The following is a 25,428-nucleotide window of genomic DNA, read 5'->3' as shown; positions in this document are numbered from 1 at the left end:
AAGATTTATCTAACAGTTTGGATTTTGTCTTATCAGTGTAACTGTATGGTAACACGCTTTAGAGATAAACGGCTAGTAATACGGGTAACGAAATATTAATTAGTACAGTTACAACGGGAAATAGATAACACGGTAGTGTCAAATTCAGATGTGTTAGAGGGAGGATGGATTGCTTAACCACCCTCTTCTGGATAAAAATCTATGTACACTTAGACTCCACTATATTTTTAATGAAGTTTAGCCATACTCCATAGTACCTGTGTTAATCTGAAGTACTCAAACTAGACTGCTATTTTTGGGTGTTTGTGTCTAGCGAATTCTAATTATTAGACTGAACATTAAGAGATTGAATTATGAAATCCTCTTTTATCACCTTAGTGGTTGTAATTAGCGCACTCTTTCTACCTCAGAGTGTCTATGCTAACCAAGAGAATGTTCCAATTGTAACAGTTGATGCTGAAGCTCCAGAGGAGCCGTTTCACGATCGCAATCAGGCTGGAATTTTATTGACGGAACCAGCGACGATTACCACTACATGGAGTAATTTTACGGGACAGACCAATAATCCCAAACAAACTGCTGAATCAGTTTCGCTAGTGCAGGAACGAGGATGCCAAAAGATGAGTCCGCTTGAGTTCATCAATAATCCAGACGCTTTTTTTAAGGAATGTCAGAAGCCAACAAATACCCAAAGTTCTCAAACTACTGAACCAATTGAGTATTTTAAGGTTCCTAAACTCGATTCTGGTATTAGTGTGACAGTTACTAAATTTTGATATAGGAATTTTTTTAGCCAGAGATAACTAATTTTTGGTAGTGTAATTTATCTAGATAATTTACGCTAAAACATGGATGATATATTTATGTTGGCTGCTTTAGCTCAAAGCAGAAAAGCTTTGCCGCAGTGTTTGCCAAACCCACCAGTAGGTTGTGTAATCGTAGATACCCATGTAATTGTGTCAAAGAGGTGAGAAAACTTCAAGATGTTTGCTCCTTAAGATTCTTCGATGATTTCCGACTGATTGGATAAGTGGAGAATCTTGTTGTAAGTATGTTATGCAAGAATCAACTACTCACCTCTAAACGCAAATCTTTTCGTTTCAATAAGATATTAGTAGCGATCGCAGGTGCTACTGTCTTGCCAAGTACTATCCTTGGTGCTAGTGTTACCACTGTTACTACTTTTATTCCCAAAAATGTTTCCAAGAGCAATCAAATTGATGATACCGCATTCAATGCAGATGTCTGCGTGCAGTATGACACAAGTACAATTGTCACAAATACCTGCGTCATCGTCATCCTAAATCCCTAATTATAAGTATTGAACCGGACTTCATAAAGGAAGCTGTTCTTGAGCAGGAGAGGTGCATTCGTTTATATTTCAAAATCGGCTGCTATGTACTCGGCTGGAGATGGTTTTATTATCTAATAAAAAATAAAAGTAAAAAAGGGCTATTTTATATTTAATTAATTTCACTTAATTGGAATTACATAGATATAAATCCAGACTATGAGAATTTTAAAAATTTTGTAATTTAATAATTCAAAATTGTGTTGGTATTTACTGTTAGTGATTTATCTTGTTGGGATGAAATCGTTGCTCGGTCAAGGTTTCATTTTTTCATTAACTCCATTGGATAATTTAAGTAGACATAATTGTGTTTGAAAATATGCAATTTTTCAGAATAAAATAGTGGGATTATTTCAAAGGATATAGTGATAATACTTTAGGGTAATTGATTTGTGACTGGTGATAATGTTAGTATTATGGGGTGGGTTGATTTTGGGTTTATTATCTCCAACAATTAACTTGTAATGTATCATAGACCAGAATTCATCAGTATTGCCAATTGATTGATTAGCAGTGTGAAATGGTTGTGGGTCTGAATATCTAGACTTGATACCACTAAATTGATGAGGTTACAGAGGAGCAAATAACCATGAGCAACTTAACATCTCCACCTACCGAAGTTCAAAAAACGAAGAAAAAAAGTTTAGCCGCAGATAAAAAACCTCGAGCTACAGATGATATTGTGCGTAGTTATCTGCAAGAGATCGGGCGTGTAGATTTGTTGACTCGCGAACAAGAGGTTATTTTTGCCCAACAAGTGCAGCTGATGATGAATTTACTAGCTGCTAAAGAAGAATTAGCTGTGAAATTAGACCACGAACCCACACTGCAAGAATGGGCAGATCGAGTGGAGTTAGGTGCTGAGGTGCTAGAGCTACAGTTAAGTCAGGGCCACCAAGCCAAGCAGAAAATGATTCAAGCTAATCTCCGGTTAGTGGTAGCAGTGGCTAAGAAATACCAGCACCGCAATCTGGAATTTATGGATCTAATTCAAGAAGGTACTTTAGGTTTAGAGCGAGGGGTGGATAAATTTGATCCTGCTCTTGGCTATAAGTTTTCTACCTACGCTTACTGGTGGATTCGTCAAGGAATCACGCGAGCGATCGCTCAACAAGGACGGACAATTCGCTTACCGATTCATGTCTTTGAGAAACTGAACAAAATTAAACGGGTACAGCGAGAATTATCTCAACAGCTAGGTCGCGTTCCCACTACTGCTGAAATTGCTAATGCGTTATCTTTGACACCTAGCCAAGTTAGAGAGTGTTTATACTTGGCTCGTCAACCTTTCTCGCTAGAGGCGCGAGTTGGTGAACAGCAAGATACAGAATTGCAGGACATCCTAGAGGATGACGGCCCTTCTCCTGAAGACTATGCAGTTGAAGAATCTCTCCACCAAGACTTACAAGACTTGTTGGCAAAGTTGTCTCCGCAACAGCGAGAAATATTAACCCTGCGATTTGGTCTGACTGATGGCTATGAACTTTCTTTAGCACAGATTGGCGATCGCATGGGTATTAGTCGAGAACGGGTACGTCAGATTGAGCAAAAAGCTCTCAGTCTCCTCCGACGACAAAAGGAACAAGTACGTAGTTATTTAGCTAGCTAAGGTTATTTCTCCACAATTTAGAGCAATAAAATTTGGTCATTTTGGGGGAGAATAAACCTAAGCAATCTCTATCAAAGATTTGATATGGGCACATCAAAGACAGTGCAACAATTGCAAGCGCAATGGGTGAGTTCTGAAAACTTTCGGCGTTATGGACAAGTAATTTTTGCTAGTCTTGATGGCAAAGGTTACGATGTGGAAGATGCCCAGTTAAACCTGCAAAACGGGATTCCACGAATTTATATCATGCGGTTGGAGAAGAGAGGGCGAAAGTTTCACAAAATTACTCGCCATGTACAATGCACTCAATGTCTGGGTTCTTTGGAAGGGAAGGATTGGTTAATTGCTGTTTGTCCTCCTCATAATGATGTGAATGAACCAGTACTAGAAGAGATTGCTGCTTTCCGCATTCCGGGAAATTGTTTTATCAAGCTACATGAGGGTACTTGGCACGCTGGCCCCCATTTTGACCATGAAGCTGTGGATTTTTATAATTTGGAATTAGCTGATACAAATGTGGTGGATCATTTCACTCATGATTTTTTTAAGAGCCATCAATTAGAGTTTGAGATGGTTTCATAAATGTGGTTCTCTTATACTTGCGATCGCTTCTTGTTTCACTTTCAGAGTATTTGGCAATAAATCTAGAATAGTTGCAGTGCATCTTCTATTCGCCAACTTTATCCTCAAAGGAGTTGGTGATTTGGGCTTTCAAAGCCAATTACCGATCGCAATCATTGGTGCCCAATACGCAGGATTGTCATAGCTGGGATTTATCCCCTCAGATGATAATTTTTTAGCATGAATCATTCTAATTTGAGCTTGTTGCAATGCTTCTGCAATACTCATGCCAGCGTTGCGATAGTTGCTGTAAAATGTTTTGACTAGTTCGGATGTTGATTGATCGCTGACGCTCCACAAAGATGCGATCGCACTTTTAACCCCAACTTGCAATGCAACTCCAGCTAATCCTAGTGTGGCCCGGTCGTCGCCAACTGCGGTTTCACAGGCAGTCAATGTGAGTAATTCGACGCTATCCGATTTGCTGGTGAGGTTTCGCAGTGAGTTTTCTAATTGACTGATGGTAAGTTTTTGGTTTTTGCCTGTGACAATAAAGGTGTCTTCAGGAATGATCCCAAATTGGGCGTGGCTAGCTATGTGAACAATAGGATATGTGGTTTTGTCAAGTGTTTTCTCAAAATTTTCAGGGGAAAAGTTTTCATCAATAAGGTCGGTATGATTAAGCTAATCGTCATTCATTTTTCCAGACTGATTCGCTTGTAGTAAGGGCTTCAGCCCTGTTGTTATGCAACTTAAATGCTCATTAGCTTAGGAAATATACTTTCAACTGCGCTAACTTCATTGGGAACAGCAAGAAGTTGATCAAAAGTCTTCCCGTCAATTGTGGCTTTTTCAGTTAAACCCAAAATTAACGCCTTTTGTGTACTGCGATCGCGGGCTTTGGGTGTGGTAAGTCGTAAACTAGGCGTTGTGGCAATTGCATAAGTTTCGACTAAATATTTCTGTTGTTGGCTGTCGTAAAGCGCTGCCATTGGAACGCTACGCAAAAATCCATCTTGAATAAATACCAGGGTTTTGACTTTTTCCGGTTTGATATCCTCAGCAAAGGGGCGAATTATCCAATCATAAAGCTGTGCCGCAGTTGTTGTATCGTAGTTAAATTCTTCTTGTCCTTTAACTAATCCTGTGCGAAAATCGGTAATTTTTTGCTGTAGGATGTTGCTGCTAACTATTTTACTACCTTAATAAATTTGTTCTTATTTGTCTGGGAACCCAACTGAATTAAATTTAACAATCCTCGCATCTCTGCTAAAGTTTGTTTTTGGTCACTAGCGAGTTTTGCACTTTTCTGAAAATATTGATGAGCTTGCTTATAGTCTTCTATAGACTTTTGAGTAAATTCATTTTCTTTACTATAAATACCAGCTTTATTTGCAGAATCTGCTTGTAACTCTCGCAATTGAGCGCGACTTTTGTAAGCATTACCCAAACTATTTAACACCAAAAAGTCATAAGCTGGATAAAGTTGTTGTGCTACGTGCAAATACTTAATTGCTTGGTCATAATTGCCGATTAAGCGATATGCTTCACCGAGAATCCCCAAAGCTGCAACTTGACCGCTTTTGTCGTTGTATTTGGTGGCGATTTGTGTAGCACTGTCTGGAGTGCATTCTATTTTTTGACTTTTATCGGCTAGTTGACCACATAAAAGTGCGATCGCTTTGCGGGGTTGTCCCAAATTGCTGTAAACTTGGGCTAGTTCTGACTTCATGCGTCCCACTTGCTGGATATTTGCTACAGCACCATAGTCACGAATTGCTGCTGATAAGGATGCGATCGCTGCTTTATTTTCTCCTAGTTGTTGGTAAGCACGCGCCAAATTTTCATTTACAACCGCCGTAGCTGCTGAATTATTTTTATACTGAATTAATGCATCTTCCCAGTGTTTTACCGCATTGTGAAAATTTCCGGTATCATAGTCTTTAATTCCTTGTTCAACTAATGCAGTCACATTTGGAGTTTGTGCAGATACGACTTGTCCAAACAAAAGATATGTTAGTAAAGTTGTCAAAAATAATACTTTAATAAATCTATGATGCAGATTTGGTTTTTGGTGTTGCTGAGTAGAGAAATAAATTAGCCTCTTGCAGAGGTTTCCAACCTTCAGCAACATCTGCATCCACCAACGCGCAGAGAATAATATTTTAAGATATTTACTTTTAGCTTTCATATTTTTTCACATAGATAAAATGTTTATTTAGCTTTTATTGTTTAAATTACCAGAAATTAGCAGAAAAAACTGATTTTTTTAAAAGTGTGCAGTTTTCTGCAATTTATCTAAAACAGCAAGAAGATTCAGACTTTTACAGGTTTTACTATTGCTCAAGCTAATCTACTATTCTTATTAAATTATTATTCAAACTTAATTTAATTCAACGGAAAAAAGGCGACCTGATTATTGAACCTTTTTTGGAGTGTAGAATAAGTCGTCCAAAAAGCCAACCAATTTTATTTTCTTTAATAACCTTTACCAGTGAGGATTTGCCATTATTAATGCCTCTGCTGATGAACTATTTAATGGAACTGAGAAAAAATGTCCCTGACCATATTCACATTTCAACTTTCTTAGAAATGCTAGTTGCTCTTTTGTCTCTACTCCTTCGGCTAGAACATCCACACCCAACTTGTGCGCTAATGTGACAATTATTTCAATAATTTCTAAATTCTTTTTATTTGCGCTCATCAAGCTGATGAAAGAACGGTCAATCTTCAACACACTAATTGGAAAGTTATAAAGACGACTTAATGAGGAGTACCCCGTACCAAAGTCATCAATCGATAACTTAATACCCATCTCTCGAAGTTGCAAAAATGTAGCACTTACCTTGTCGCCATTTGCCACAATTACGCTTTCAGTAATTTCTAGTGTTAGCGTGTCAGCATCAAGACCAGTTGAGTGTAAAATTTGCCCAATCTGCTCAATCAAATCTGGCTGGGAAAATTGCTTGAGTGAGAGATTGACACTTATTTTTTCTAGCAAGTTGGAATCATGGCACATCCGCCAAGCTTGCATTTGGCGGCAAGCTTCATGCAACACCCATTTGCCAATGGAGAAAATTAGTCCAGTTTCTTCTGCTAGGGAAATAAAATCTGCTGGATTAAGCAAACCACGCTCTGGATGCTGCCAGCGCAACAGAGCCTCAAAACCCAAAATAGAGCCTTTGGTGAGCGAAACAATCGGTTGATAATAAACTCGAAACTCTAGGCGTTCAATTGCTCGGCGTAAATCGGTTTCTAACTGCAATTTCGCCAGAGCATTAGCATACATATCTGAGTTAAATAGTTTATAACGCGCTCTACCTTGCATCTTAGCTTGGTACATTGCTGTATCTGCATCCCTCAATACTTCTTCTGGATGTTTATAATCTAGTGTCGAACTCAAGGCAATACCAATACTTGCTGTTATGAACACTTCTTGTCCTTCAAGCTCAAAGGGTAATGCCAGTTCTTGTTGAATCCTTTCAGCTACTATGATGACATCTGACACATCTTGGATTCCCTCAAGCAGAATTGTAAATTCGTCTCCTCCAAGGCGTGCAGCTGTATCTATAGAACGTACACATACTTGTAGCCTACTTGCAGTAGCAAGCAGTAATTGATCTCCATTTAGGTGTCCAAGACTGTCATTGATCACCTTAAATCGATCTAGGTCGATAAATAGCACAGCAAATAAATAATTTGAATGCCGTTTTGAATAATTTATTGCATGGCTTAGGCGGTTCATAAATGCAGCGCGGTTTGCCAGACCTGTCAGTATATCGTGAAACGCCAGGTGCAGCAGTTGTGACTCGGCTCGTTTCCGCTCTGTAATTTCAGTTAGCAATTTCTGATTTGCTTTTACCAGTTCCGCTGTCCGTTCTGCTACTCGTATTTCTAACTCATCGTAAGCTTGATGCAACATTTCTTCAGTTTTTTTGCGTTCACTGATGTTGCACAACAGCCAACGCCAGCCAACCTGCTTCCCTTGTAATTTGTACGCAGCAGATGCTTTAATCATCGCGGGGAAAGGCTTTCCACCCCGTGGTTGTAGGTTAAGTTCCCAATTCAGTAGCTCTTGAAAATTGTTCATCTGAGAGCAAAAGAACTGACGGTCTTGTTGAGCAATAAATAGAATTAATGGTTTACCTACTAGATACTTTTGGTTGACACCCAGTAAGGTTGCTGCTGCATGGTTAGCCTCTTGGATTGTACCTACGATATTAGTTACCAAGTAACCATCTGGGGCGAACTCAAACAAATCTTGGTAACGCTGGCGCTCTTTCTCTACTTCCGCTCGTGTTACCTTTAATTCTTCGGAGGCTGTCAATAATTCTTCTATTGCGGTGTTAAGCTCCTCGAAAGCCTCTGTTATGATTTCCTGTTCTGAGTTTGGCTTAGTTGTATTGCATTGCAATAGTTTCTGTATCTGTGAGTGCAATTTTTCTATCTGTAGGCTAAATACATCCACGTTCATATTGCTCATTAGAGGATGTTTTAAAAAGGTCTTTTGCTGCCACAGTTAGCACAGAAAAATATCTCAGTTCTAGGTAAAATCTTGATTTTTTTTTGCAGTCAAGCCAAATCAGAACTACAAAATTATATTTTTTGAAACTTTTTAAACATGCTTTTAAATACAATTTATTACAGGTAATAGTTTATTCATAATAGCATATTTGCTTTCCGTGTTTTTTAATATACTTCTTAAGATAGATTCAGTAGTTCGATAACTTAGTAAATTTCTAGGGTTCAACCAATGCTATTGGGCTGAGAGGAGCATTTGTTTATCAGTGAAACATCCCATCCGCAATGCCTTGATTTTGTGATATTTTCCGGCGCTGCAATCAATTATGGGTTAGTAGCTCAAGTGGGTTGAAACGCACAGAAATGAAAGAAATTAAGATGGATTAGATATGATGGTTTAGACTCCCTCTAAATTTGCCAACAATCTCATATTATATTGATGATTTTTGCGAAGCTAGGTACAAATCAATGAGCCTTCTTTCTCGTTTTCTGTTAAGCCAAGTAAATATGGCTACACCACGCTGCTCGAATAGAAATCAAAGCGGGTTTCTATATGAGATGTAGATATGGAAAGAATTGCAGTTATCCTGGCAAACTCCCTAGTATTTTTACAGCCGATCAATTATCTTGGCATTTTCTGGTAATTTGGAGTCTTGTTGCCCAGCAGTACGTGCCCTCGCTGTGAACAAACCAATGGGAGTATTTAATAAATCTACAAGGGTGGCTTGACTCGCGATGCCTGCGGCGGGCTGCGCCAACGCCTTTTTAATATCTCGTGGTACTTCCTTCAATAACCAACGTGCCAAACGATAGCCACATTCTTTAAGTGTAATTTCTCGCATCAAATCTACACCGTGTAGTTCGTGCAGATAGCGATTTGAGCGTCCATAGCGCCGCCATTGACTTTGCAGTTCTTTAAGTGTGGCGCGGTGGCGGTGCTGAACGATCGCATTTGGGGCAAATTCCAAACGCCCGATGTTTTCACCCAAAATCCGCCAGCAAATATCGGCATCGCCACCAGTGGTAAGATAAGGACGAAATAAACCCGCTTTTTCTAAGGCAATGCGTCGAATCGCCAAATTAGCGGTTTGTCCATAAGGACGAAAGGCATGGTTAAGGGTATGCTTTTGCGACAGAGTTTCTTCACGGTCTGCGTGTTGTTCTAGTAGAGTTTTACCTGGTAGCGGCAAAATTTCACCAGCGACAATTACTACTTCTTTGTTGACAAAAGGCTGAATTAATGCTTCTAACCATTGAGGTTGTGGGCGACAATCTGCATCGGTAAAAACTATAATTTCGCTCACAGCAGCGCGAATCCCAGTATTACGAGCAGCATAAGAGCTTTGAATTTGGTTTTCGCTCAAGGGGCGAATTGTAATTGGGCAGTTTTCGGCAGATGTTTTGAGGATGGTGAGAGTGCGATCGCTACTGTTATTGTCTACCAATAAGTACTCTACCCGGTCTTTTGGGTAAGTTTGAGACAAGAGACAATTGATTAACTCTGGTAAATCCGCCTCACCGTTATAAATAGGAACAACCACCGACACCATTGGTAAAAGGCTGGTGGCGGTGGTTGCATCAACTGGCTGATGATTCATAAATCTGAGATTTGAGAGATGGGATTACTAACTAGTATTCCCAAACCGAAATCTTAGAACGGTATATTAAGCAGTTTTCGTAACTCCAAAAATCTGGATTTGGGAATACTACTATATAAACACCTGCGAAGAAATCATTTGCATCAATTTAAAATTTCAGGTTATCGGCGCGGCTCATGGGTCGAGCGGGCTGATTTGCTGGCGGCTGGGCGAAGTTGTTATTTGATAAAATGGCGATCGCTCTGGCATATTGCGGATCGCTCTTAGTTCCGATTAAATCTGGATTAGAAGCTAACTGCCGCTCTTGTGCCTCTGTCAAGTCTAGCTTGACATCTGGGGCAATCCCTTTATGGTTAATATCTGTTCCCGCCGGAGTGTAGTAATGGGCAATGGTGACAGCCAAGCCGGAACCATCTGCAAGTTCATGAACTGACTGGACTAGGGCCTTACCAAAGGTTTGACCACCTACGACTACCGCCCGCTTATTATCTTTGAGTGCCCCTGTGAGAATTTCACTAGCACTAGCTGAATTACCATCCACTAATACTGCCAAGGGACGATTTGTTAAAGCAGTGCGATTAGCTTTAGTTTCTTCAGTGCTGCCCACACGGTCTACTGTTTTGACAATTCCGCCGTCATTATACCACATCCGAGCAATTTCAATGCTCGCTTGTAACAACCCGCCAGGATTTCCCCGCAAATCTAAGACATAAGAATCAACTTTCTTAGTGTTCAAATCGCGGATGGCTCGTTGCATTTGCTCTGCGGCGTGGGCGCTAAATTCCCGCAAACGGATATAACCAACGCGGCGATTTCCTTCTTGTCTGAGGGTATAACGTACTGTTGGTACTTCAATACTTGCTCTTGTCAGTTTCAACTCGAAGGCATTTTGCCCTGCTCGTCCCAGCCGTAGTTTGATGGGAGTACCTGCTTTGCCACGAATTAACTTGGAAGCGTCATCCACTTTCATTTTGAGAGTGGATTTGCCGTCAATTGCCAAAATTTCATCGCCTCCTTTGATCCCAGCTTTCAGTGCTGGAGAATTTTCTATGGCTTCGACGACAGTCAGGCGCTGAGTTTTTTCGTTTACTTCCATCCGCACGCCAATACCAGAAACTTCCCCAGATGTTTGGCTAGTTAGGGCTTCAAACTGTTTGGGGTCCATGAATCGAGTGTAAGGATCTCCCAACTTTTGTAAAGCTTCGCGGATGGCAGTGTATGCTTCTTCCCGGGAAGAATAGTCTTTGCTCAATAGGCTTTGTCTAGTTGCTTGCCAATCTTGTTGATTAAATTTACCATCAACATATTCATGATTTACCAGTTGCCAAACTTGGTCAACTATCATTTTCGGGCTGTCTTGTAGAGCTAAGGCGGCACGGACACCACGAGTCCAAGCGGAGCCGAATACAGACATCGTAGCAGTCGTAGCGATCGCTCCACCAATCAAGGCTACTTGGAGCGGTGAGTAACTTTTCGCAGATTGGTTCATGTATATTAACTGGAATAATTGTGTTGTTGACAGTTTAGCAATCAGGCTTTCCAGAAATTTTTAAGTTTTTATACCCCAAACTAAGCTATGCTTTCTTCATCATTTTTATCGTTGTAATGATGCCGAAAATACTGCATTATTAACAACCATTTCTCAGCTTTTTAGCCGTCTCCGGAAGGCTATACTGAAGATGTGACACTTTGATTAGCGTCATGTTTGTACTGATTCATTACTTTTATAAGATAGCACTTTGATCGCTTAATTGCAGCCTTGTTAGACAGCTATTAAATCAGGTTTTCTTACCGAAGTCATGAAACGTAAATTTACCATCAAATCGTTAATTTCTATTAAAAAAAAAATTGCTAATCTGTGGCAATTGTTACAAAAACTAACTGGTGTATTGTACTTTGTCTTAGGCACTTGGCTGATTTTTACTACTATAACCTTAGTTTTTGCTTCTTCACAGCCAGTAGATGCCTTCTTCGTGCTTGGTGGCAGTATTCGTCGAGAAACTTATGTGGCCCAACTAGCAAAACAATACCCGCAAACCCCAATTTTAATTTCTCATGGTTCCCCAGACCCCTGTATATGGTTAATTTTTCAGCCGCAATTAGTAGAGTTACAAAACGTTTGGTTAGAAAAGTGCGCGAATTCTACCTTTGAAAATTTTTATTATGGTATTCCAATTTTCCGGCGTTGGGGAGTGCATAAAGTCATGTTGATTACTTCGCCAAGTCACTTACCCAGAGCTAAATGGATGGCACAGATTCTCTTGGGCGCTCATGGTATTTGGGTAGAGCCTGAAATTGTTGAGGAGTCGGGCATTCCTGGCAATAATGAATCTTGGGGCAAAACTGGATTAGATTTAACGCGTAGCCTATTGTGGGCAATTTTAAGTCAAATTATTCAACCGGAATGCTCAAATGTGACAAAGCTTGCTGAAGTAGATATGCAAGCTTGGGAGCATAAAGGTTTTCATTGTGAACACCAAGGGGGATTGGGGAGATGAGGGGCAGGGGGAAGGGAGCAGGGAGAAGGGGGAAAGAATTAGAGACAAATTATTTGTATCAGAACATTTCGTGGAATAGTATTAAGCTGCTACGCAGTTTACTAACCCTCTATACTAGTTTCTAGAACCTATTTTCAAGCTAGTTTTGATATTATTTACTAGTTGTAGAGAATAAAGGTTTGCATATACTCCCCTTTGCTCCATCAATTGTGTATGTGTGCCTTGTTCGATGATTTGTCCTTGCTCGATGACTAATACCTTGTCTGCGTTAGTGACTGTAGCCAGACGATGAGCGATGATAAAGCTAGTGCGACCTTGAAGTAAATTAGCGATCGCTTGTTGAACTAAGTTCTCTGTTTGGCTATCAATGTTACTAGTTGCTTCGTCCAAAATCAAGATGCGCGGGTTTACCAAAACTGCGCGGGCGATGCTGATTAACTGTTGTTGTCCTTTGCTAAGATTTATCCCCCTTTCTCCTAATTGCGTTTCATAGCCTTGGGGTAAGGTCAAGGTAAAGTCATGAATATTTGCAATCTTTGCCGCCGCTTCAATTTCTGCCGTTGTTGCTTGGGGATTGCCAAAGGCAATATTTTCGGCAACACTACAACTAAAAATCATGGTATCTTGCGAGACAACACCAATTTGACGACGTAGGCTTGCTTGTGTAACTTTTCGGATATCTATATCGTCAATTTTTATAGCACCGCTTGACACATCATAGAAGCGCGAGAGTAGGCTAATTATAGTAGTTTTCCCTGCACCAGTAGCTCCGACTAATGCGATCGCTTGTCCTGGTTCAGCGTCAAAAGTTACATTTTCTAAAACTTTTTGACCAGGTTTATACTCAAAATTGACAGATTCAAATTGAACTTTACCCTGAATTGGTGGCATTGCGATCGCGTTGTGCCCGCCGGAGGCGATCGCGTCTGTGGTATCTTCAAGTTGGACTGGCTCATCCAAAAGTAGAAAAATTCTTTCTAATCCGGCTAATCCAGATTGTGCTTGAGTATAGAAGTTAGTGATAAGTTGGATGGGTTGAAAAAATTGCTGGACGTAAAACAAAAATGCGGTAACAGCTCCCACAGTCATGATATTTTTATAAACGAGAAAGCCACCATAAGCTAATACAATTCCCCAAGTAAGTGTATTCAATAAGTCTATTGTTGGCAGGAAAGCAGCAGTAATTGCTGTTGCTTTGATATTAGCATTTCGGTTATCTGCGTTAATTTTTTTAAACTCTTGAATGTTGATTTCTGCCCGGTTAAATGCTTGAACTTCTTGAATATTGCTAATATTCTCTTCTAATTTAATTGAAAGTTGAGAAATTGTTTGTCTAGTAATGCGAAACTTTGCCCTCGCTAATCTGGCAAAAAATGCAGTTGTTAAGAACATAATTGGCACAATCAGATTAGTAATTAAACCCAATTGCAAGTTGATGGAAAGCATGAATATTGCACTTGCTAATAAGCCAAAAAAGCTTCCAATAACTTGCGGTAGCATAGGGCTAAATACTTGATTTAAAGTATTAACATCACTCAGCAGGCGACTCATTAAATCACCCACTTTACTTTTATCATAAAAGCTAAGGGGTAATGTTTGTAATTTGTTCATGATATCTTGGCGTAATTGCGCGAGTAAATGCTGCATAATTACACCAACTTTAACAATCAAAGTCCGATTGGATAAAAACCCCGTAAGGTATACTATTGTTAATACAATTAGCATCCATAACAGTCCTAACCAATTGCCTTTAAGTATCAAGTTATCTATCGACCAACCAGTAAGCAAAGGTGCTATTGTTTGGGTAATAGAGCTAATAATAATTATTCCCAGAATGATGGGAATCTCTTTGATATATGGACGAAAATATTGACTGAAGCGGCGGATAACAGGTAATGGTGCATTTACTTGTGATACCGATTCAAAAATATTAATTTTTCTGTTCATGGATGGCAATTTTATGTTAGAGAGTATGGCAAGGTTGATTTGAGATATAAATAATTTTATAGAGATCAAAAATTAGCATTTCTATAAATAAGCTAATCGTCATTCATTTTTCCAGACTGATTCGCTTGTAGTAAGGGCTTCAGCCCTGGTATTATGCAACTTAAATGCTCATTAGCTTAACTAGTTTTTTAAGATGGCATTTTCAATCAGCTCTGCACCAGAAGATATTTTAACTAATTTACCTCGATCAATTATGAAAATTTGGTCAGCATTATTTACCATATTATTAATCCGTTGAGTGAGAAAAATTATAGTAAATTGACGCTGTTCCATCAGAGCTTTGAAGGCTTCTTGAATTAATGCTCCTGTCTTCGCATCAACAGCAGAAATACTATCATCTACAATCAGAATTTTGTAATCATTTAGCAATATCCGAGCAATAGTAATTCTTTGCTTCTGCCCTCCCGATAAGCCAATTCCTCGTTCGCCGATAACAGTATCGTAACTATCAGGGAGGCTAATAATAAAATCGTGAATTTGAGCAAACTTAGCTGCTTCAATTACCTTTGAAAGAGGTGCATCTGGTATTCCATAAGCGATATTTTCACGGATGGTTCCAGAAAATAAACTTGCTTCTTGAGAAATCAAACCAATGTGAGAACGCAAACTGACTAAATTTAAAGAGCGGACATCATACCCATCAACCTTTACTATTCCGTTTGTTGCATCATAAAAACGTGGAATTAATTTAGCAAGTGTACTTTTACCTGCTCCCGTCGTACCTAAAATTGCCACTGTTTGCCCTGGCTGGATTTCAAATGAAATACTATTTAAAGTATTCTCATTTACTTCTGGGTAGCGAAAATCAACATTTTCAAAAGAAATTTTTCCTTCGCATCTTTGCAAAAAGACTGCATTGGGAGATTCCTTGATGGCAATTTCTGCATCTATCACCTGATAAACTCTAGTGGCTGATGCTGATGCCTGAGCAACAGATTGAAATGCAAAAGTTGTCTGAAAAATTGGTTGAATGATAAATACTAAATAGGAATTAAAGGCAACTAGTTCGCCAATAGAAAAGCTGTGGCTGATTACCTCTAAACCCCCGTATCCAAAAATAGCAACTGCAAGTAAATTACTCGCTAAAAAAATTATGGGAAATGTATCTCGCAGTGCATAAATTGTTTTGATACTTGTTGTGCGGAAATCTTCATTAGCAACTGCATAGCGTTTTATTTCTGTTTTTTGACGCACAAAAGCTTTGACTGCACGCACACCGAGTAAATTTTCTTTTAAAATTGCGTTTAAATCATCTAGCTGCCTCTGTGCTTGAGTAAACAAGTAAGTATTCTTTTGAAAAAATCCGCCTAATAAAATGAAGGAAATCGGGATAATTGCTAATGCTACAAGTGCCAACTTCCAATTCATGAGTAGCAAAATTGTCGCACTACTGAATAATACGATCGCAGCACCAAAAATTTGCAGCAAGGTTGCACCAATAAAAACGCGAATTTGTTCGATGTCATTATTAATACGTGTGAGCAGTTGTGATGTGGGCGTGCGATCGTAGTAGCTTAAATCTAAATGCTGGGCTTGACTAAAAAATTTATTCCTGATGTCATAAGCGATACTTTGAGATACTATCTCTGAAAAAAAACTTTGTCCAAAATTGAACAATCCCCGAATTAAAGCCACCAAAACCATCAATCCCCCACAAGTCAAAATCACTTGTAAGTTATTTTTGGCAATACCAGCATCAATTCCCCAGCGTATAATTTGAGGTGCAGCGATATTAGCAACTATCGTCATTAATAAACTAGCGATCGCAGCTAATACCATTACTGGGTATTTTAGCAACATTGTCAAAATTCGCTTTAGTGGCTTAATAGACACATCTGGTTTTTGCTTCATATATAATTTTACGTATTTAATGTAGTGAGTGAGCTAATCTGTTGCTGGTAATTCCTAATCGTGCGATCGCATCTCGTCGTGCTTGTGTAGCCAGCATAATATCTACAATCGGCGCAGATTGAGCAATTAAACGGCTAATTATACCAATTTCTTGTCTGTAAATAGAAGTATAAAAATCTAAGCTGCGTTGTATATTAACATTTTCTGCCGAGAAAAAACACTTAAGCTGAGAGTTGCAAAATTACTAATTGCTTGCACCAACACCATCATATTGATTTTTTGGCAATTAAAAAATATCTTCAATGGATGTTTTAACAGGTTGTTCAAATTTGACTTTCCCCATAGTTATAGGAAAATTCCAGTATGGGTGAACAGACATTAATGCCTGATGAGGAACATTTTTTGTTTGAGCTACAGAATTTTGAAAGGTGTTTTCAGGATAGCGAAATCTCACTGATAGTGCATAAAGTTCATTATTCTTTCCTCTTTTTTACAAGTAATAGTTATCGGCTTGTAAAAACGTTGTAGGGCAACGTCTCTACATCTTCATCAGATATCTTTTCTATCTTGGTTTGTACGGCTGCTTTAACCAAAGCTTTACCTAATGTTTTGAGAAAATCTACTTTGGGAAATACTTCTATTTCAGCCTTTAGGGGAACTGCTATTGGTAGTTTTGTAGATCCATTGAACGTTTCTTGGGGATACTTAAAATAGCTAACTAGGGAATAACTGGACTTTGGCTTTCGTTCAAAGTTACGTACTTGTAAAAGGAAGAGATCGGCAGGTAATAAAACATTATACTCGTCATGTTTGCCATATTGTTTATCGTGTTGCGCTCGAATTTTTGCTAAGACTTGATCTTCTTCTCGTGGCAGAAAAACAATGGCATTACTAACTGTGCCTTGAAATAATCCTTTGTCTCCTAAATCGACTTTATAATCGCGCCCTCCACCGTAATATTGAGTCATGTAGGGCGATTTTGTTTCACCTTTGGTAGCAGTATCATAAATAAAGTAACCGTTGGCTTCTTCACCAGTGAAAGTGAATTTGTATGTAGCAGCTTGAGCGGTAGATCATTTTTAAATCTTCCTCAGTTTTTATTAGTAAATAAGATGCGTTTGCCCTGCTTCTTTTGGAAGTAATTGCAATGGCTCTAAACCCAGCTTTTTCAGTGCTGTTGGTGCATCCATTTCTTCACCGTTAAAATCTACGGTGTAGTTAGAATTTAAACCAATCAATGCCCCAGTGATATATGCTAAAGGCGTTAAATCACCACTCGCACCGATTGAGCCAAATTCGCAGACATGGGGCATAACACCAGCATTTAAAAATACCAGCATCCGCTTGATAAGTTCCAAACGAATTCCCGATGCACCAGTAATGTGGGAGTTTGCACGGAGAAGCATCGCAGCACGGACATCAGCCAGAGGTAATTTTTTTCCTGCACCCACCTTGTGATGCCACATCAAATTATTTTGCAGCAAAGCCGCAGATTCAGGAGAAATCACCACGTTGGCCATACCACCAAAACCAGTTGTCACCCCATAAATCGGCTCGCCAGATTCAACCGCATCGTGAATAAAATCACAGGATGCTTGGACATTGGCTAAACTTTTGAGGTTGTCAGTTAAACGTACCTGTGCCCCATAACGCGCTACACTAATTACTTCTTCGATAGTGAGATAGCGATCGCCTACAACCACAGCATCATCAGAATTGTGTACAAAAGGAAATGCAGTTTTACTATAAGTGTTTTTACTTAAACGAAGCGTATCCATATTTTTAAAAGCTGTGACTAATGAATTGGTAATTCAGGCTAAAATATGTAATTGACTTGTAAAAACCTTAAATTGTGTAATTACTTAGCCTAAAAAGCAAGGGACTAATTAACGTTCAGTAGTTTTACTGGTGCCGATGAGTTACACAATATCCGACATCTTCATGCTACACATCCACTTTTTCTGCTTGTTTGTGTGCAGTTTTGATACCTGAAGAATGCAAAAATGCGATCGCACCATTGCAGAAAACTGCATAATTAACGTTGTTAATGATTCAAAGGTGCAGTTCTATTAGATACTCAAGTAATCTATATAAATAGCACCCAATGACGAGCAACTACGGATTAAACAGGTGTTTGCAGTTTGGTTTGGCAGGGTTGCTGGGCTGCTTAAGTGTAAGTCTCCTCACTAGCAAAACCCAGGCACAGCAAAGTAATATCGTGCCTGATAACACACTTGGGGCTGAGTCTTCTCAAGTTATAGACAACTTTCAAGGGCTACCAATTGAAGTAATTGCTGGTGGTGCAACTCGCCAAATCAATCTATTTCACAGTTTTCAAGAATTTAACATCAGCGCGGGACGTAGTGCTTATTTTTTCACAGGACTTACGCAACTGTCACAAGCAATGGCACGGTGTAACCGCGCCGCGCGCCAAACAACTACACGATAAACATGGGAACAGCCGGACGTTTTAGTTGCTGAACTAAATAATTTGATAACAATCCATGCTTAATTTGATAGATTGTTTGACCAGTTTTATAAGCTAAATCTTTGAGTCTAAGCCAAACTAAAATAGCGCAGGCAATATGATTTCTTTGAATACGTCCTTTACGGCATTGACATGATTCAATGCCAGTCAATTGTTTTAATTCTCGGTGAAACTCTTCAACCTTCCATCGAACTTTACACACTTTTTGTACAACGTCCGTAGAATCTTGAGATATATCGTTTGTAGCGATAAAATCCGTTCTGTCGGTGGAGACAGTTACCCGGAATAGTTTCACTTTTTTAGCTTGAGGAAACTTTTTTATTTTAACTAGTTTACCTAATTCTAACTCCTTTTCATCCCAAAATAACAATTCAATTCTTTGATAATCTTTTTGACCTGACGTATCATCAACCAGTCGATTACGTTTCAGAGGACAATAATAATATTTCCCTAACCCATCTATATATAACATCAATTTTTTTGTGGCATACCAAGTGTCCATCAAGACAGCTTTAAATGGCAAAAACTTATTATACACAAGGTTTTGCAGCATCTCCATCACATGGTCTATCTTTGTTTTACCATCTCTATCTGGATCATAAATTCGATAGTCAACTACCCAAAACTTTCCGATTTCATGATTGACATATACACAATTTACTAGCCCAATTCCTTGAATTACACCATGCTCGTTGCCACTATACTGGCGTTTACTTGGCTCTATTTCCACAGCGTATCGTTTATCAATTACTGTGTTATCAAAAACCAAATACGCATTATCATTTATTTCTATTAAATCTTTGACATTATCCCAAAGAATCCGAGGTGTTAATTTTTCGTTATTTAAATAACGGTTGATTTTATCGTGACTGATCTGCTCTAAATGCTCCGCCAAATTTGTGAGAGTATAATTAATCTGACTACTTAACAAGTACTGGCAATAATTAAGTTTAGTAAATCTCATAAACCTATAGGATTGATTTTATGCATCCTCAGCTAATTTTCTCATAATTTGATGAATACTTAACACAGCCGATTACTGTTACTAATTTCATCAATTTCCTTTGGGTATGCCACTTTTATATAGTATTTATGTACTATATAAATGCGATGGCTACGCCCGCCGCAGGCATCGCACTGTGCCAGTTGCGTAAGTCCTGATTGTCACCTGTAAAATATTGCTACCTGGGGTGCTACCTGCGGTTAACTCAGCATTGACTCGTTCAATTACGGGGTCAAGTTGTAATAATTGCAGTGCTTCTTCGAGACGTTTTTGGTTTAAAGGCTTACCCGCCAGCCGTGCAATCCGGGAACGCACGTATGCAGTTTGCAATCTTTGTAACCCTAAAATGGAAATTCCTTCAAGTTCGCCTTCTACAACTTGGATTTGCACAACACCGCTAGCGATATCTTGATTGTTGGGAATAAATGCACCACTGCTGATATAGCCATTATCAACATAGAGTTTGGTGATTTGCGATCGCAGTTGCAATAATTGCTCAAATGTAATATTTGTATTTTCTAAGGTTTGTTTTAACTTGATGATTTCATCTTTTAAAACAGAATAGCCTGTAATTTGGATTTCTTTGACAAAGAAACTTTCGCCGCTAGGAAAAGTGGTATTGGGTTGATTTTCCTGTTGGGGTAATGGGAGTATAGGAACAGTTGGTGCAGGTGGAGTGGGAGCAATACTTGGTGATGGTGATGGTTGAGGAATGGTTTCTTCCACTTTCCCTGGAATATTGGGGGGAATTGTGATTCCAGATGGGGGTGTCGATTGGGCAAATACTGCGATTGGAGTGATGTTGATGCAGGAAAATAATATGAAAAAAAGCTTTTGAAATCGAAGGTAGGAACCCATTGTTTATATAATCTGTAAAAGATAGTGTCTAGTGCTATATCAGACTTCTGTTTAATTAGTAATCAAGAAGACATGATACTAGTAGAGCCTCTGTAATTGTGTTCCCAGACCTCAGCGTGGAAGAGAATATTATTATTTAATTAAAATACCATAATAGATTTCTTGATGATTGCACTTTTATGCAATCATCAAAATCCCATTGGGAAATTCCTAATCTTCTTGATAGTCGCCTCCATGACCGTAAAAAGTTATTCCATAGGTGCTGTAAAGATTAGCTTGACGCATGAGATCATAAGTGCCATCGCTATAAATTGCTTTAACATCATAGGTACATTGACAAAAATGTTGAATGCTGATACAAAACTTTACATAAATAGTTATACTAATTATCAAAAGCCTAAATTATTCAACAAAATATCATCTCCTCAAACCAATGAACATAACTGATTTTTTGACACATACAAGATTGTAAATAGCGGAATTTATCTAATAGTGTATATCCCCATTGTGCGGGAATAGATACAAGCTGTAAAATCAAATAAGCTATCAAGCTAACATAAATTTGTATGGTGATACCATTGACGTTTTTGGTAATTAATTTGTCAAGTTTTAAGTGCATTTTTAAAAACTTCCACAATAGTTCAACACCCCAACGTAATCGATAAATATCTCTAATTTCATCATCATCAACAGCTGCATCTCCCGACTCTGGTAAATTAGTTACTAAGCGAAACTCAGTTTTCGTTTCTAAATCACAAAAATTAATCACTCTATAAGCTTGAGCATCATCAGATGCACCAACTTTGATTAATCCAGTCACATCGTCAAACTCTAGTTTCCAATTGTTTTGTACTACTTCATTCAATTTCTGATAAACTTCTTGAAAAGTTTTTTGGCTACGGTGAGAATTCGCTTTGGAAAAAGTAGAAATGTCTACATCAAATCCTGTGTTATTTAATCTTTTAAATAAATCTCTCATACTTGTTAAACTGTTATCCAGGGCATAAGATAGCCAGCACTCAAAGAACAAACGACTGTTCAATACTGGATAATCATTTTTTGGCAGTCCTCTCAGGATACCTTTGACAATTTCGGGAAATGAATTTATAATCACAATCAAACTAATATATTTTAAGCCTTCGCCCAAAATTACCATATTTTGGGTTATTTTTATCGGATTTTTTCTAACATTCAACACTTCTGGTACATTGATTACTGCTATTACCAAATGTAATCATGTCAAATGAACCGTTAACAATATCTGAATTGAGAATATTATTACCCCAATATCTAGATTTTGCTGAGGATACATATAGTTGAGTAATTTCTAACTCATTGTTGTTGTAAACCAAGAAATCACGGATGTCATTTGCAAGAGCATTTTGACTGGCTAATGGTACTATTGGCAATGCTAAAGTTGTTACTAAAACTGTATTGCGAACTAGTTTAGAAAACATGATCAACCTCTTCATCTGAGTCAATAAAGATTACAAAAATTTTATCAGCAACGGTTAATAAATTTATACTTTTTGTATTTTTCGATTTATGAACCGTTTCTTTAATACTCAGATTAAGGGAAATGACTAGGTAATGCATTCACTATTTATGCATATATAGTTGCCTAATTTGTATGGTGCGATCGCATAATAGTACGTGCTATTTTGCAGAAAAATGTATGTAGTATTTTGTAGGGTTGCCAATCAAAAATATAAATATGTCTCATGCAGTCGTTCCCGCTTTCTTCGCTCGACTTTATCCAAAATTAAGAACTCGGTTTTCTTTATCCGGCAAAAACCCTGGCTTTTTGGCAAATACTTTTTCCACATAATTATCCAATCTTGTGGGGTGGGCAACATGAGCGCCCAGTTAATGTGGCGCTCATGTTGCCCACCCCACAATCAATAATTGTATTTTTTTATTTGGAAGTCCCTAAACTTTGCAGTCAGCCCGTCCTTATGAAGGGAGGATGATTACAAAGGTTAAAGGGTTGAACGAGGCCAAGATGTCAACTTTAGAAGTTTTAGGGGCTGTAGAGATAAATTCAGAATGTTCAATGACTGTCAACTTTCGCTAAATTGGAAAAAGGAAAACTCAAGGAAATCTTAAATGTCAGCACAATTGTTACTGGTGGATGATGAACCAGGGATACGGGAAGCCGTGAAAGACTATTTGCAAGAGAGCGGTTTCAGCGTTCAAGTCGCCAGTAACGCCCTTGAAGGTTGGGAATGGATGCAGATGAATACACCTGACTTAGTGATATCCGATGTCATGATGCCTCAGGTGGATGGCTATCAGTTCCTCAAGCAACTGCGAGAAGACCCCCGCTTTCAAGCATTGCCAGTAGTATTTTTAACTGCTAAGGGTATGACTGGCGATCGCATTCAAGGCTATCATGCTGGTGTTGATGCCTATTTACCCAAACCCTTCGATCCTGATGAGTTAGTGGCCATAGTCGAAAATTTACTAGCCCGCCGTGATGCTAAGGCTAAAACTACAGGAGATGACACTGAAACACCCGATCTTGCTGAACTAGCCAATCAAATTGCCCAAATTAAAGCATTATTAACCCAAAGAAATGCCATTTCCCAATCGCCAGCCCCTTTTAAAATTGATTTGACTCCCAGAGAACAAAGTGTTTTAAACTTGGTCGCTGAAGGGTTGATGAATAAAGAAATCGCCCGTCGTTTGGAAACCAGCGTCCGCAATGTAGAAAAGTACGTCAGCCGTTTGTTTAGTAAAACTGGCACTAATAGCCGTACAGAGTTAGTTCGTTTTGCTCTAGAACACGGTCTGGCTAAATAGGTATTGGGCATTGGGTATGGGGCATTGGGCATGGGGCATTGGGCATTGATTATATTGTTTTCTCCATCCCCCTTATTCCCCTCTGCTCCCTGCCCCCTGCTCCCTGCCTCTGGGTAATTAGTAATAGGTAACTGGCTGCCAAACCATAACCTAATACTGGTAATAGATAAAACATAAGTATTTTGGCAAATCAGGCACTTAGCTAAAGTAAAAAGCTAAAAGTAAGGTTATTTATGTTTACTTTGGTCTTTTAGGTTTTCATTGGATTTGCGCCTGTTGTCCAATTCCCCATCTGTAAAGACACAGGTTTTTTCTTCCTGCAATTTTTTGATAAAAACTCGGTAAAATGCACCCGGTTGAGTTGACTCTCAGATTCTACCAGTACCCTTTGCTACAAAGTTTTTTAATAGAGGAAACTGTTCCTGGGACTTTGTGCTGCTAAATAAGACTTTCACAAAGTAGAAATCACAATATTTGATGAATTCTACTTGCTGCTTAGTTTTTATTGCAACGGGGCTATGGGATCAACACTTGATTTGATGCCCAATTCATGCTTCTCACTACTTAAATTACACTTTTAAGTTTGTGGATTTTCAGCAGCATTACGCAAGCGCATAAGCTGACGGCGCATTTGAGGTGAAGCTTTAAACTCAGACACTTCCTGCGCTTTAACGGACGCTTGTAGCGTCTCTAGAAAGTCATCAGAACCTTCGGTCAAAGCATCAAGTAGCACTTGTAAGAGTTGCTCGCGATCGCTCAATAGACTCTTTTCCTCAATCAACCGGAACTTGAGATGGATTTCGCACTCATAAACACCTACTTCGAGATTATTTATCTGGCGTGGTAATGCTTTGGAGTTCATAACTATTGAGATTCCTTTACTTGGTTGTCATGAGGGTAAGGAGGTAGATGTCCAGCAAAAATTCTTTATATCTCTTTTGAATCCAAAGTGCTTGAATTAAGAATTTTTCTTCATCAATCACTTTTGTAATCCATTTCACTCTCCTGTGTTTTATTTACAAGCTAAATTTTCACTGTCTAGATTCTGATGTTCTTGTGCCAGATGTAGCTTATGGTAAGCCATAACTATTATTCAGTTTTTAAGATTCTACACAATAAAGTTTCTGTAAGAAGTTGTTCAACCTTTTTAAAGCTTTTTACATCAACTTTATGTGAACGTCAATAACAGTTGGACTTGTTACTTTAATTTTGGTGTTTATACGTAAGTAAAATCGCTTAATTTTTTTGAACTTATTACAGCCAGAGGTCGATGTAGCACTATTCAGTGAAATTACTTGATGTACGTTTTTTGCAATAGAAAATTCCGAAGAAATTCGTCAGCAGAATTATTAAGGTAAAAACTTTTGTTCTCAAGAAAAAAATGTACACAGATCAAATTATTCCTTGTGAGTGCTTCACCTTACTGGGTTTTAGGCTTTATAAGTAAGAAAATCCTAGCAGTAGTTAAGATTCACACACCACTTTGACTTGTTTGTATACCCTAAATGAAAAAGTAATTTTTACAGAAAAATAATTGGACTACTGACAGTACGAGCTGCTAAATGTGTCTTGAACTCATAACAGAAGGAGTAAGTTAATTCAGTACAGGTGATATTTTTACTTATGCCCATTCAATATACCCTTTTGAAACTGGGTTCAAAGCTTGTAAATTGAGAGCATTCAAGCTTGAATATAGCGTTTACAATAATTTCAGTGTAATCCACCCAAATCTTACACCCTTTTATGGATAACCCGATGTTGCTCAAGTCCACAACCCGTCATGTCCGCATTTTTGCAGGCGAAATTGACCGGGATGGCGACCTAGTTCCAAGTCAACAGGTCTTAACGTTAGATATTGACCCAGATAACGAATTTAACTGGAATGAAGACGCGCTGCAAAAAGTTTATCGAAAATTTGATGAACTAGTAGAAGCATCCAGTGGCGCAGACCTCACGGACTATAATTTGCGCCGTGTGGGGTCAGACTTAGAGCATTATCTGCGATCGCTCCTGCAAGGCGGCGAAATCAGCTACAATCTGTCTGCGCGCGTTACCAACTACAGCATGGGAGTCCCCCAAGTTGCAATTGACGACAAACAAGTAAGCTAAAAAGTTGCTAAGAGTCTGGCTGAACCCTTCTGACAATTCAAGCAACTCATCAGCAAAATCCCCCTTCCCGACGTAGGAAGGGGAAATTCATCCGGTACTTTTGCCAAAACTATATTTGCTATTCTTAATTCTTAATTAAAGTTAATTGTTGCTATCCTACTTATAAACTAAA

General features: G+C 38.7%; 23 protein-coding genes. 8 read left to right on the top strand and 15 right to left on the bottom strand.

Annotation, left to right across the window (positions count from 1 at the left end; genetic code table 11):
* Positions 1-353: 353 nt before the first annotated feature.
* The 4 genes from ACFFRD_RS17210 (at position 354) to ACFFRD_RS17195 (ending at position 3,542) form a co-directional block, all read left to right on the top strand.
* Positions 354-776, top strand: coding sequence for a hypothetical protein (locus tag ACFFRD_RS17210; protein WP_392482471.1), 423 nt, complete (start codon positions 354-356; stop codon positions 774-776).
* A gap of 275 nt (positions 777-1,051) precedes the next feature.
* Positions 1,052-1,312, top strand: a complete 261-nt coding sequence (locus ACFFRD_RS17205; protein ID WP_392482470.1) for a DUF3172 domain-containing protein — start codon at positions 1,052-1,054, stop codon at positions 1,310-1,312.
* Positions 1,313-1,940: 628 nt separating this feature from the next.
* Positions 1,941-2,960: an RNA polymerase sigma factor, RpoD/SigA family gene (locus ACFFRD_RS17200; RefSeq protein ID WP_012408212.1), complete on the top strand. Its 1,020-nt coding sequence runs from the start codon at positions 1,941-1,943 to the stop codon at positions 2,958-2,960.
* 84 nt (positions 2,961-3,044) lie between these two features.
* Positions 3,045-3,542, top strand: a complete 498-nt coding sequence (locus ACFFRD_RS17195) for an ureidoglycolate lyase (protein ID WP_392482469.1) — start codon at positions 3,045-3,047, stop codon at positions 3,540-3,542.
* A gap of 129 nt (positions 3,543-3,671) precedes the next feature.
* On the opposite strand, the gene ACFFRD_RS17190 is transcribed toward ACFFRD_RS17195, so the two are convergent.
* The 6 genes from ACFFRD_RS17190 to ctpB form a co-directional block, all read right to left on the bottom strand.
* Entirely contained in the window at positions 3,672-4,187 is a 516-nt protein-coding gene (locus tag ACFFRD_RS17190) for a CHAT domain-containing protein (protein ID WP_392483095.1), read from the bottom strand.
* An 86-nt stretch (positions 4,188-4,273) separates the two neighbouring features.
* Entirely contained in the window at positions 4,274-4,576 is a 303-nt protein-coding gene (locus ACFFRD_RS17185) for a CHAT domain-containing protein (protein ID WP_392483094.1), read from the bottom strand.
* Positions 4,577-4,710: 134 nt separating this feature from the next.
* On the bottom strand, positions 4,711-5,712 hold the full coding sequence (locus tag ACFFRD_RS17180; RefSeq protein ID WP_392482468.1) for a hypothetical protein: 1,002 nt from the start codon (positions 5,710-5,712) through the stop codon (positions 4,711-4,713).
* Between the two features lie 297 nt (positions 5,713-6,009).
* The gene (locus ACFFRD_RS17175; protein WP_392482467.1) at positions 6,010-8,004 is read right to left on the bottom strand and encodes an EAL domain-containing protein; all 1,995 of its coding nucleotides are present in this window, start codon (positions 8,002-8,004) and stop codon (positions 6,010-6,012) included.
* A gap of 646 nt (positions 8,005-8,650) precedes the next feature.
* A complete protein-coding gene (locus ACFFRD_RS17170) occupies positions 8,651-9,640 on the bottom strand; it encodes a glycosyltransferase (protein WP_392482466.1) in 990 nt (329 codons plus the stop codon).
* Between the two features lie 148 nt (positions 9,641-9,788).
* A complete protein-coding gene (gene ctpB / locus ACFFRD_RS17165; RefSeq protein WP_114081075.1) occupies positions 9,789-11,129 on the bottom strand; it encodes a carboxyl-terminal processing protease CtpB in 1,341 nt (446 codons plus the stop codon).
* Between the two features lie 310 nt (positions 11,130-11,439).
* Between ctpB and ACFFRD_RS17160 the strand changes: the two genes are divergently transcribed.
* On the top strand, positions 11,440-12,138 hold the full coding sequence (locus ACFFRD_RS17160; RefSeq protein ID WP_179075067.1) for a YdcF family protein: 699 nt from the start codon (positions 11,440-11,442) through the stop codon (positions 12,136-12,138).
* 114 nt (positions 12,139-12,252) lie between these two features.
* Here ACFFRD_RS17160 and ACFFRD_RS17155 read toward each other — a convergent pair whose 3' ends face one another.
* The 4 genes from ACFFRD_RS17155 to ACFFRD_RS17140 all read right to left on the bottom strand — a co-directional run bounded on the left by ACFFRD_RS17155 (position 12,253) and on the right by ACFFRD_RS17140 (position 17,774).
* Entirely contained in the window at positions 12,253-14,085 is a 1,833-nt protein-coding gene (locus ACFFRD_RS17155) for an ABC transporter ATP-binding protein (RefSeq protein WP_392482465.1), read from the bottom strand.
* Between the two features lie 180 nt (positions 14,086-14,265).
* A complete protein-coding gene (locus ACFFRD_RS17150) occupies positions 14,266-15,996 on the bottom strand; it encodes an ABC transporter ATP-binding protein (protein WP_392482464.1) in 1,731 nt (576 codons plus the stop codon).
* A gap of 503 nt (positions 15,997-16,499) precedes the next feature.
* A complete protein-coding gene (locus tag ACFFRD_RS17145) occupies positions 16,500-16,964 on the bottom strand; it encodes a hypothetical protein (protein WP_392482463.1) in 465 nt (154 codons plus the stop codon).
* Between the two features lie 132 nt (positions 16,965-17,096).
* Positions 17,097-17,774 carry an aromatic amino acid lyase gene (locus tag ACFFRD_RS17140; RefSeq protein ID WP_392482462.1) on the bottom strand — a complete coding sequence of 226 codons (678 nt, stop codon included), beginning with the start codon at positions 17,772-17,774 and terminating at the stop codon, positions 17,097-17,099.
* A 326-nt stretch (positions 17,775-18,100) separates the two neighbouring features.
* On the opposite strand from ACFFRD_RS17140, the gene ACFFRD_RS17135 reads away from it, so the two are divergent.
* Positions 18,101-18,445, top strand: a complete 345-nt coding sequence (locus ACFFRD_RS17135) for a hypothetical protein (protein ID WP_392482461.1) — start codon at positions 18,101-18,103, stop codon at positions 18,443-18,445.
* Here the strand turns inward: ACFFRD_RS17135 and ACFFRD_RS17130 are convergent.
* The 4 genes from ACFFRD_RS17130 to ACFFRD_RS17115 form a co-directional block, all read right to left on the bottom strand.
* Positions 18,435-19,448 carry a transposase gene (locus ACFFRD_RS17130; RefSeq protein ID WP_392482460.1) on the bottom strand — a complete coding sequence of 338 codons (1,014 nt, stop codon included), beginning with the start codon at positions 19,446-19,448 and terminating at the stop codon, positions 18,435-18,437. The two genes, ACFFRD_RS17135 and ACFFRD_RS17130, sit on opposite strands and share 11 nt — an antisense overlap.
* Before the next feature lie 150 nt (positions 19,449-19,598).
* Positions 19,599-20,345: a POTRA domain-containing protein gene (locus ACFFRD_RS17125; RefSeq protein WP_392482459.1), complete on the bottom strand. Its 747-nt coding sequence runs from the start codon at positions 20,343-20,345 to the stop codon at positions 19,599-19,601.
* Positions 20,346-20,751: 406 nt separating this feature from the next.
* Positions 20,752-21,459 carry a transposase gene (locus ACFFRD_RS17120; RefSeq protein WP_392483093.1) on the bottom strand — a complete coding sequence of 236 codons (708 nt, stop codon included), beginning with the start codon at positions 21,457-21,459 and terminating at the stop codon, positions 20,752-20,754.
* 70 nt (positions 21,460-21,529) lie between these two features.
* Positions 21,530-21,802 carry a hypothetical protein gene (locus ACFFRD_RS17115; RefSeq protein WP_392482458.1) on the bottom strand — a complete coding sequence of 91 codons (273 nt, stop codon included), beginning with the start codon at positions 21,800-21,802 and terminating at the stop codon, positions 21,530-21,532.
* Positions 21,803-22,451: 649 nt separating this feature from the next.
* On the opposite strand from ACFFRD_RS17115, the gene ACFFRD_RS17110 reads away from it, so the two are divergent.
* Positions 22,452-23,147 (top strand): response regulator transcription factor, encoded by a 696-nt coding sequence (locus tag ACFFRD_RS17110; protein ID WP_163926856.1) that lies wholly within the window; start codon positions 22,452-22,454, stop codon positions 23,145-23,147.
* A gap of 577 nt (positions 23,148-23,724) precedes the next feature.
* Here the strand turns inward: ACFFRD_RS17110 and ACFFRD_RS17105 are convergent.
* Entirely contained in the window at positions 23,725-24,009 is a 285-nt protein-coding gene (locus ACFFRD_RS17105) for an Npun_R1517 family heterocyst differentiation transcriptional regulator (protein ID WP_069070488.1), read from the bottom strand.
* 881 nt (positions 24,010-24,890) lie between these two features.
* Between ACFFRD_RS17105 and ACFFRD_RS17100 the strand changes: the two genes are divergently transcribed.
* Positions 24,891-25,256 carry an NAD(P)H-quinone oxidoreductase subunit M gene (locus ACFFRD_RS17100; RefSeq protein ID WP_114081065.1) on the top strand — a complete coding sequence of 122 codons (366 nt, stop codon included), beginning with the start codon at positions 24,891-24,893 and terminating at the stop codon, positions 25,254-25,256.
* The last annotated feature ends 172 nt before the right edge of the window (positions 25,257-25,428 follow it).

The organism is Nostoc sp. C110 (assembly GCF_043099725.1).
In the GTDB taxonomy this organism is placed as follows: Bacteria; Cyanobacteriota; Cyanobacteriia; order Cyanobacteriales; family Nostocaceae; genus Nostoc; species Nostoc muscorum_A.
This window is presented reverse-complemented; position numbering and strand designations above follow the sequence as displayed.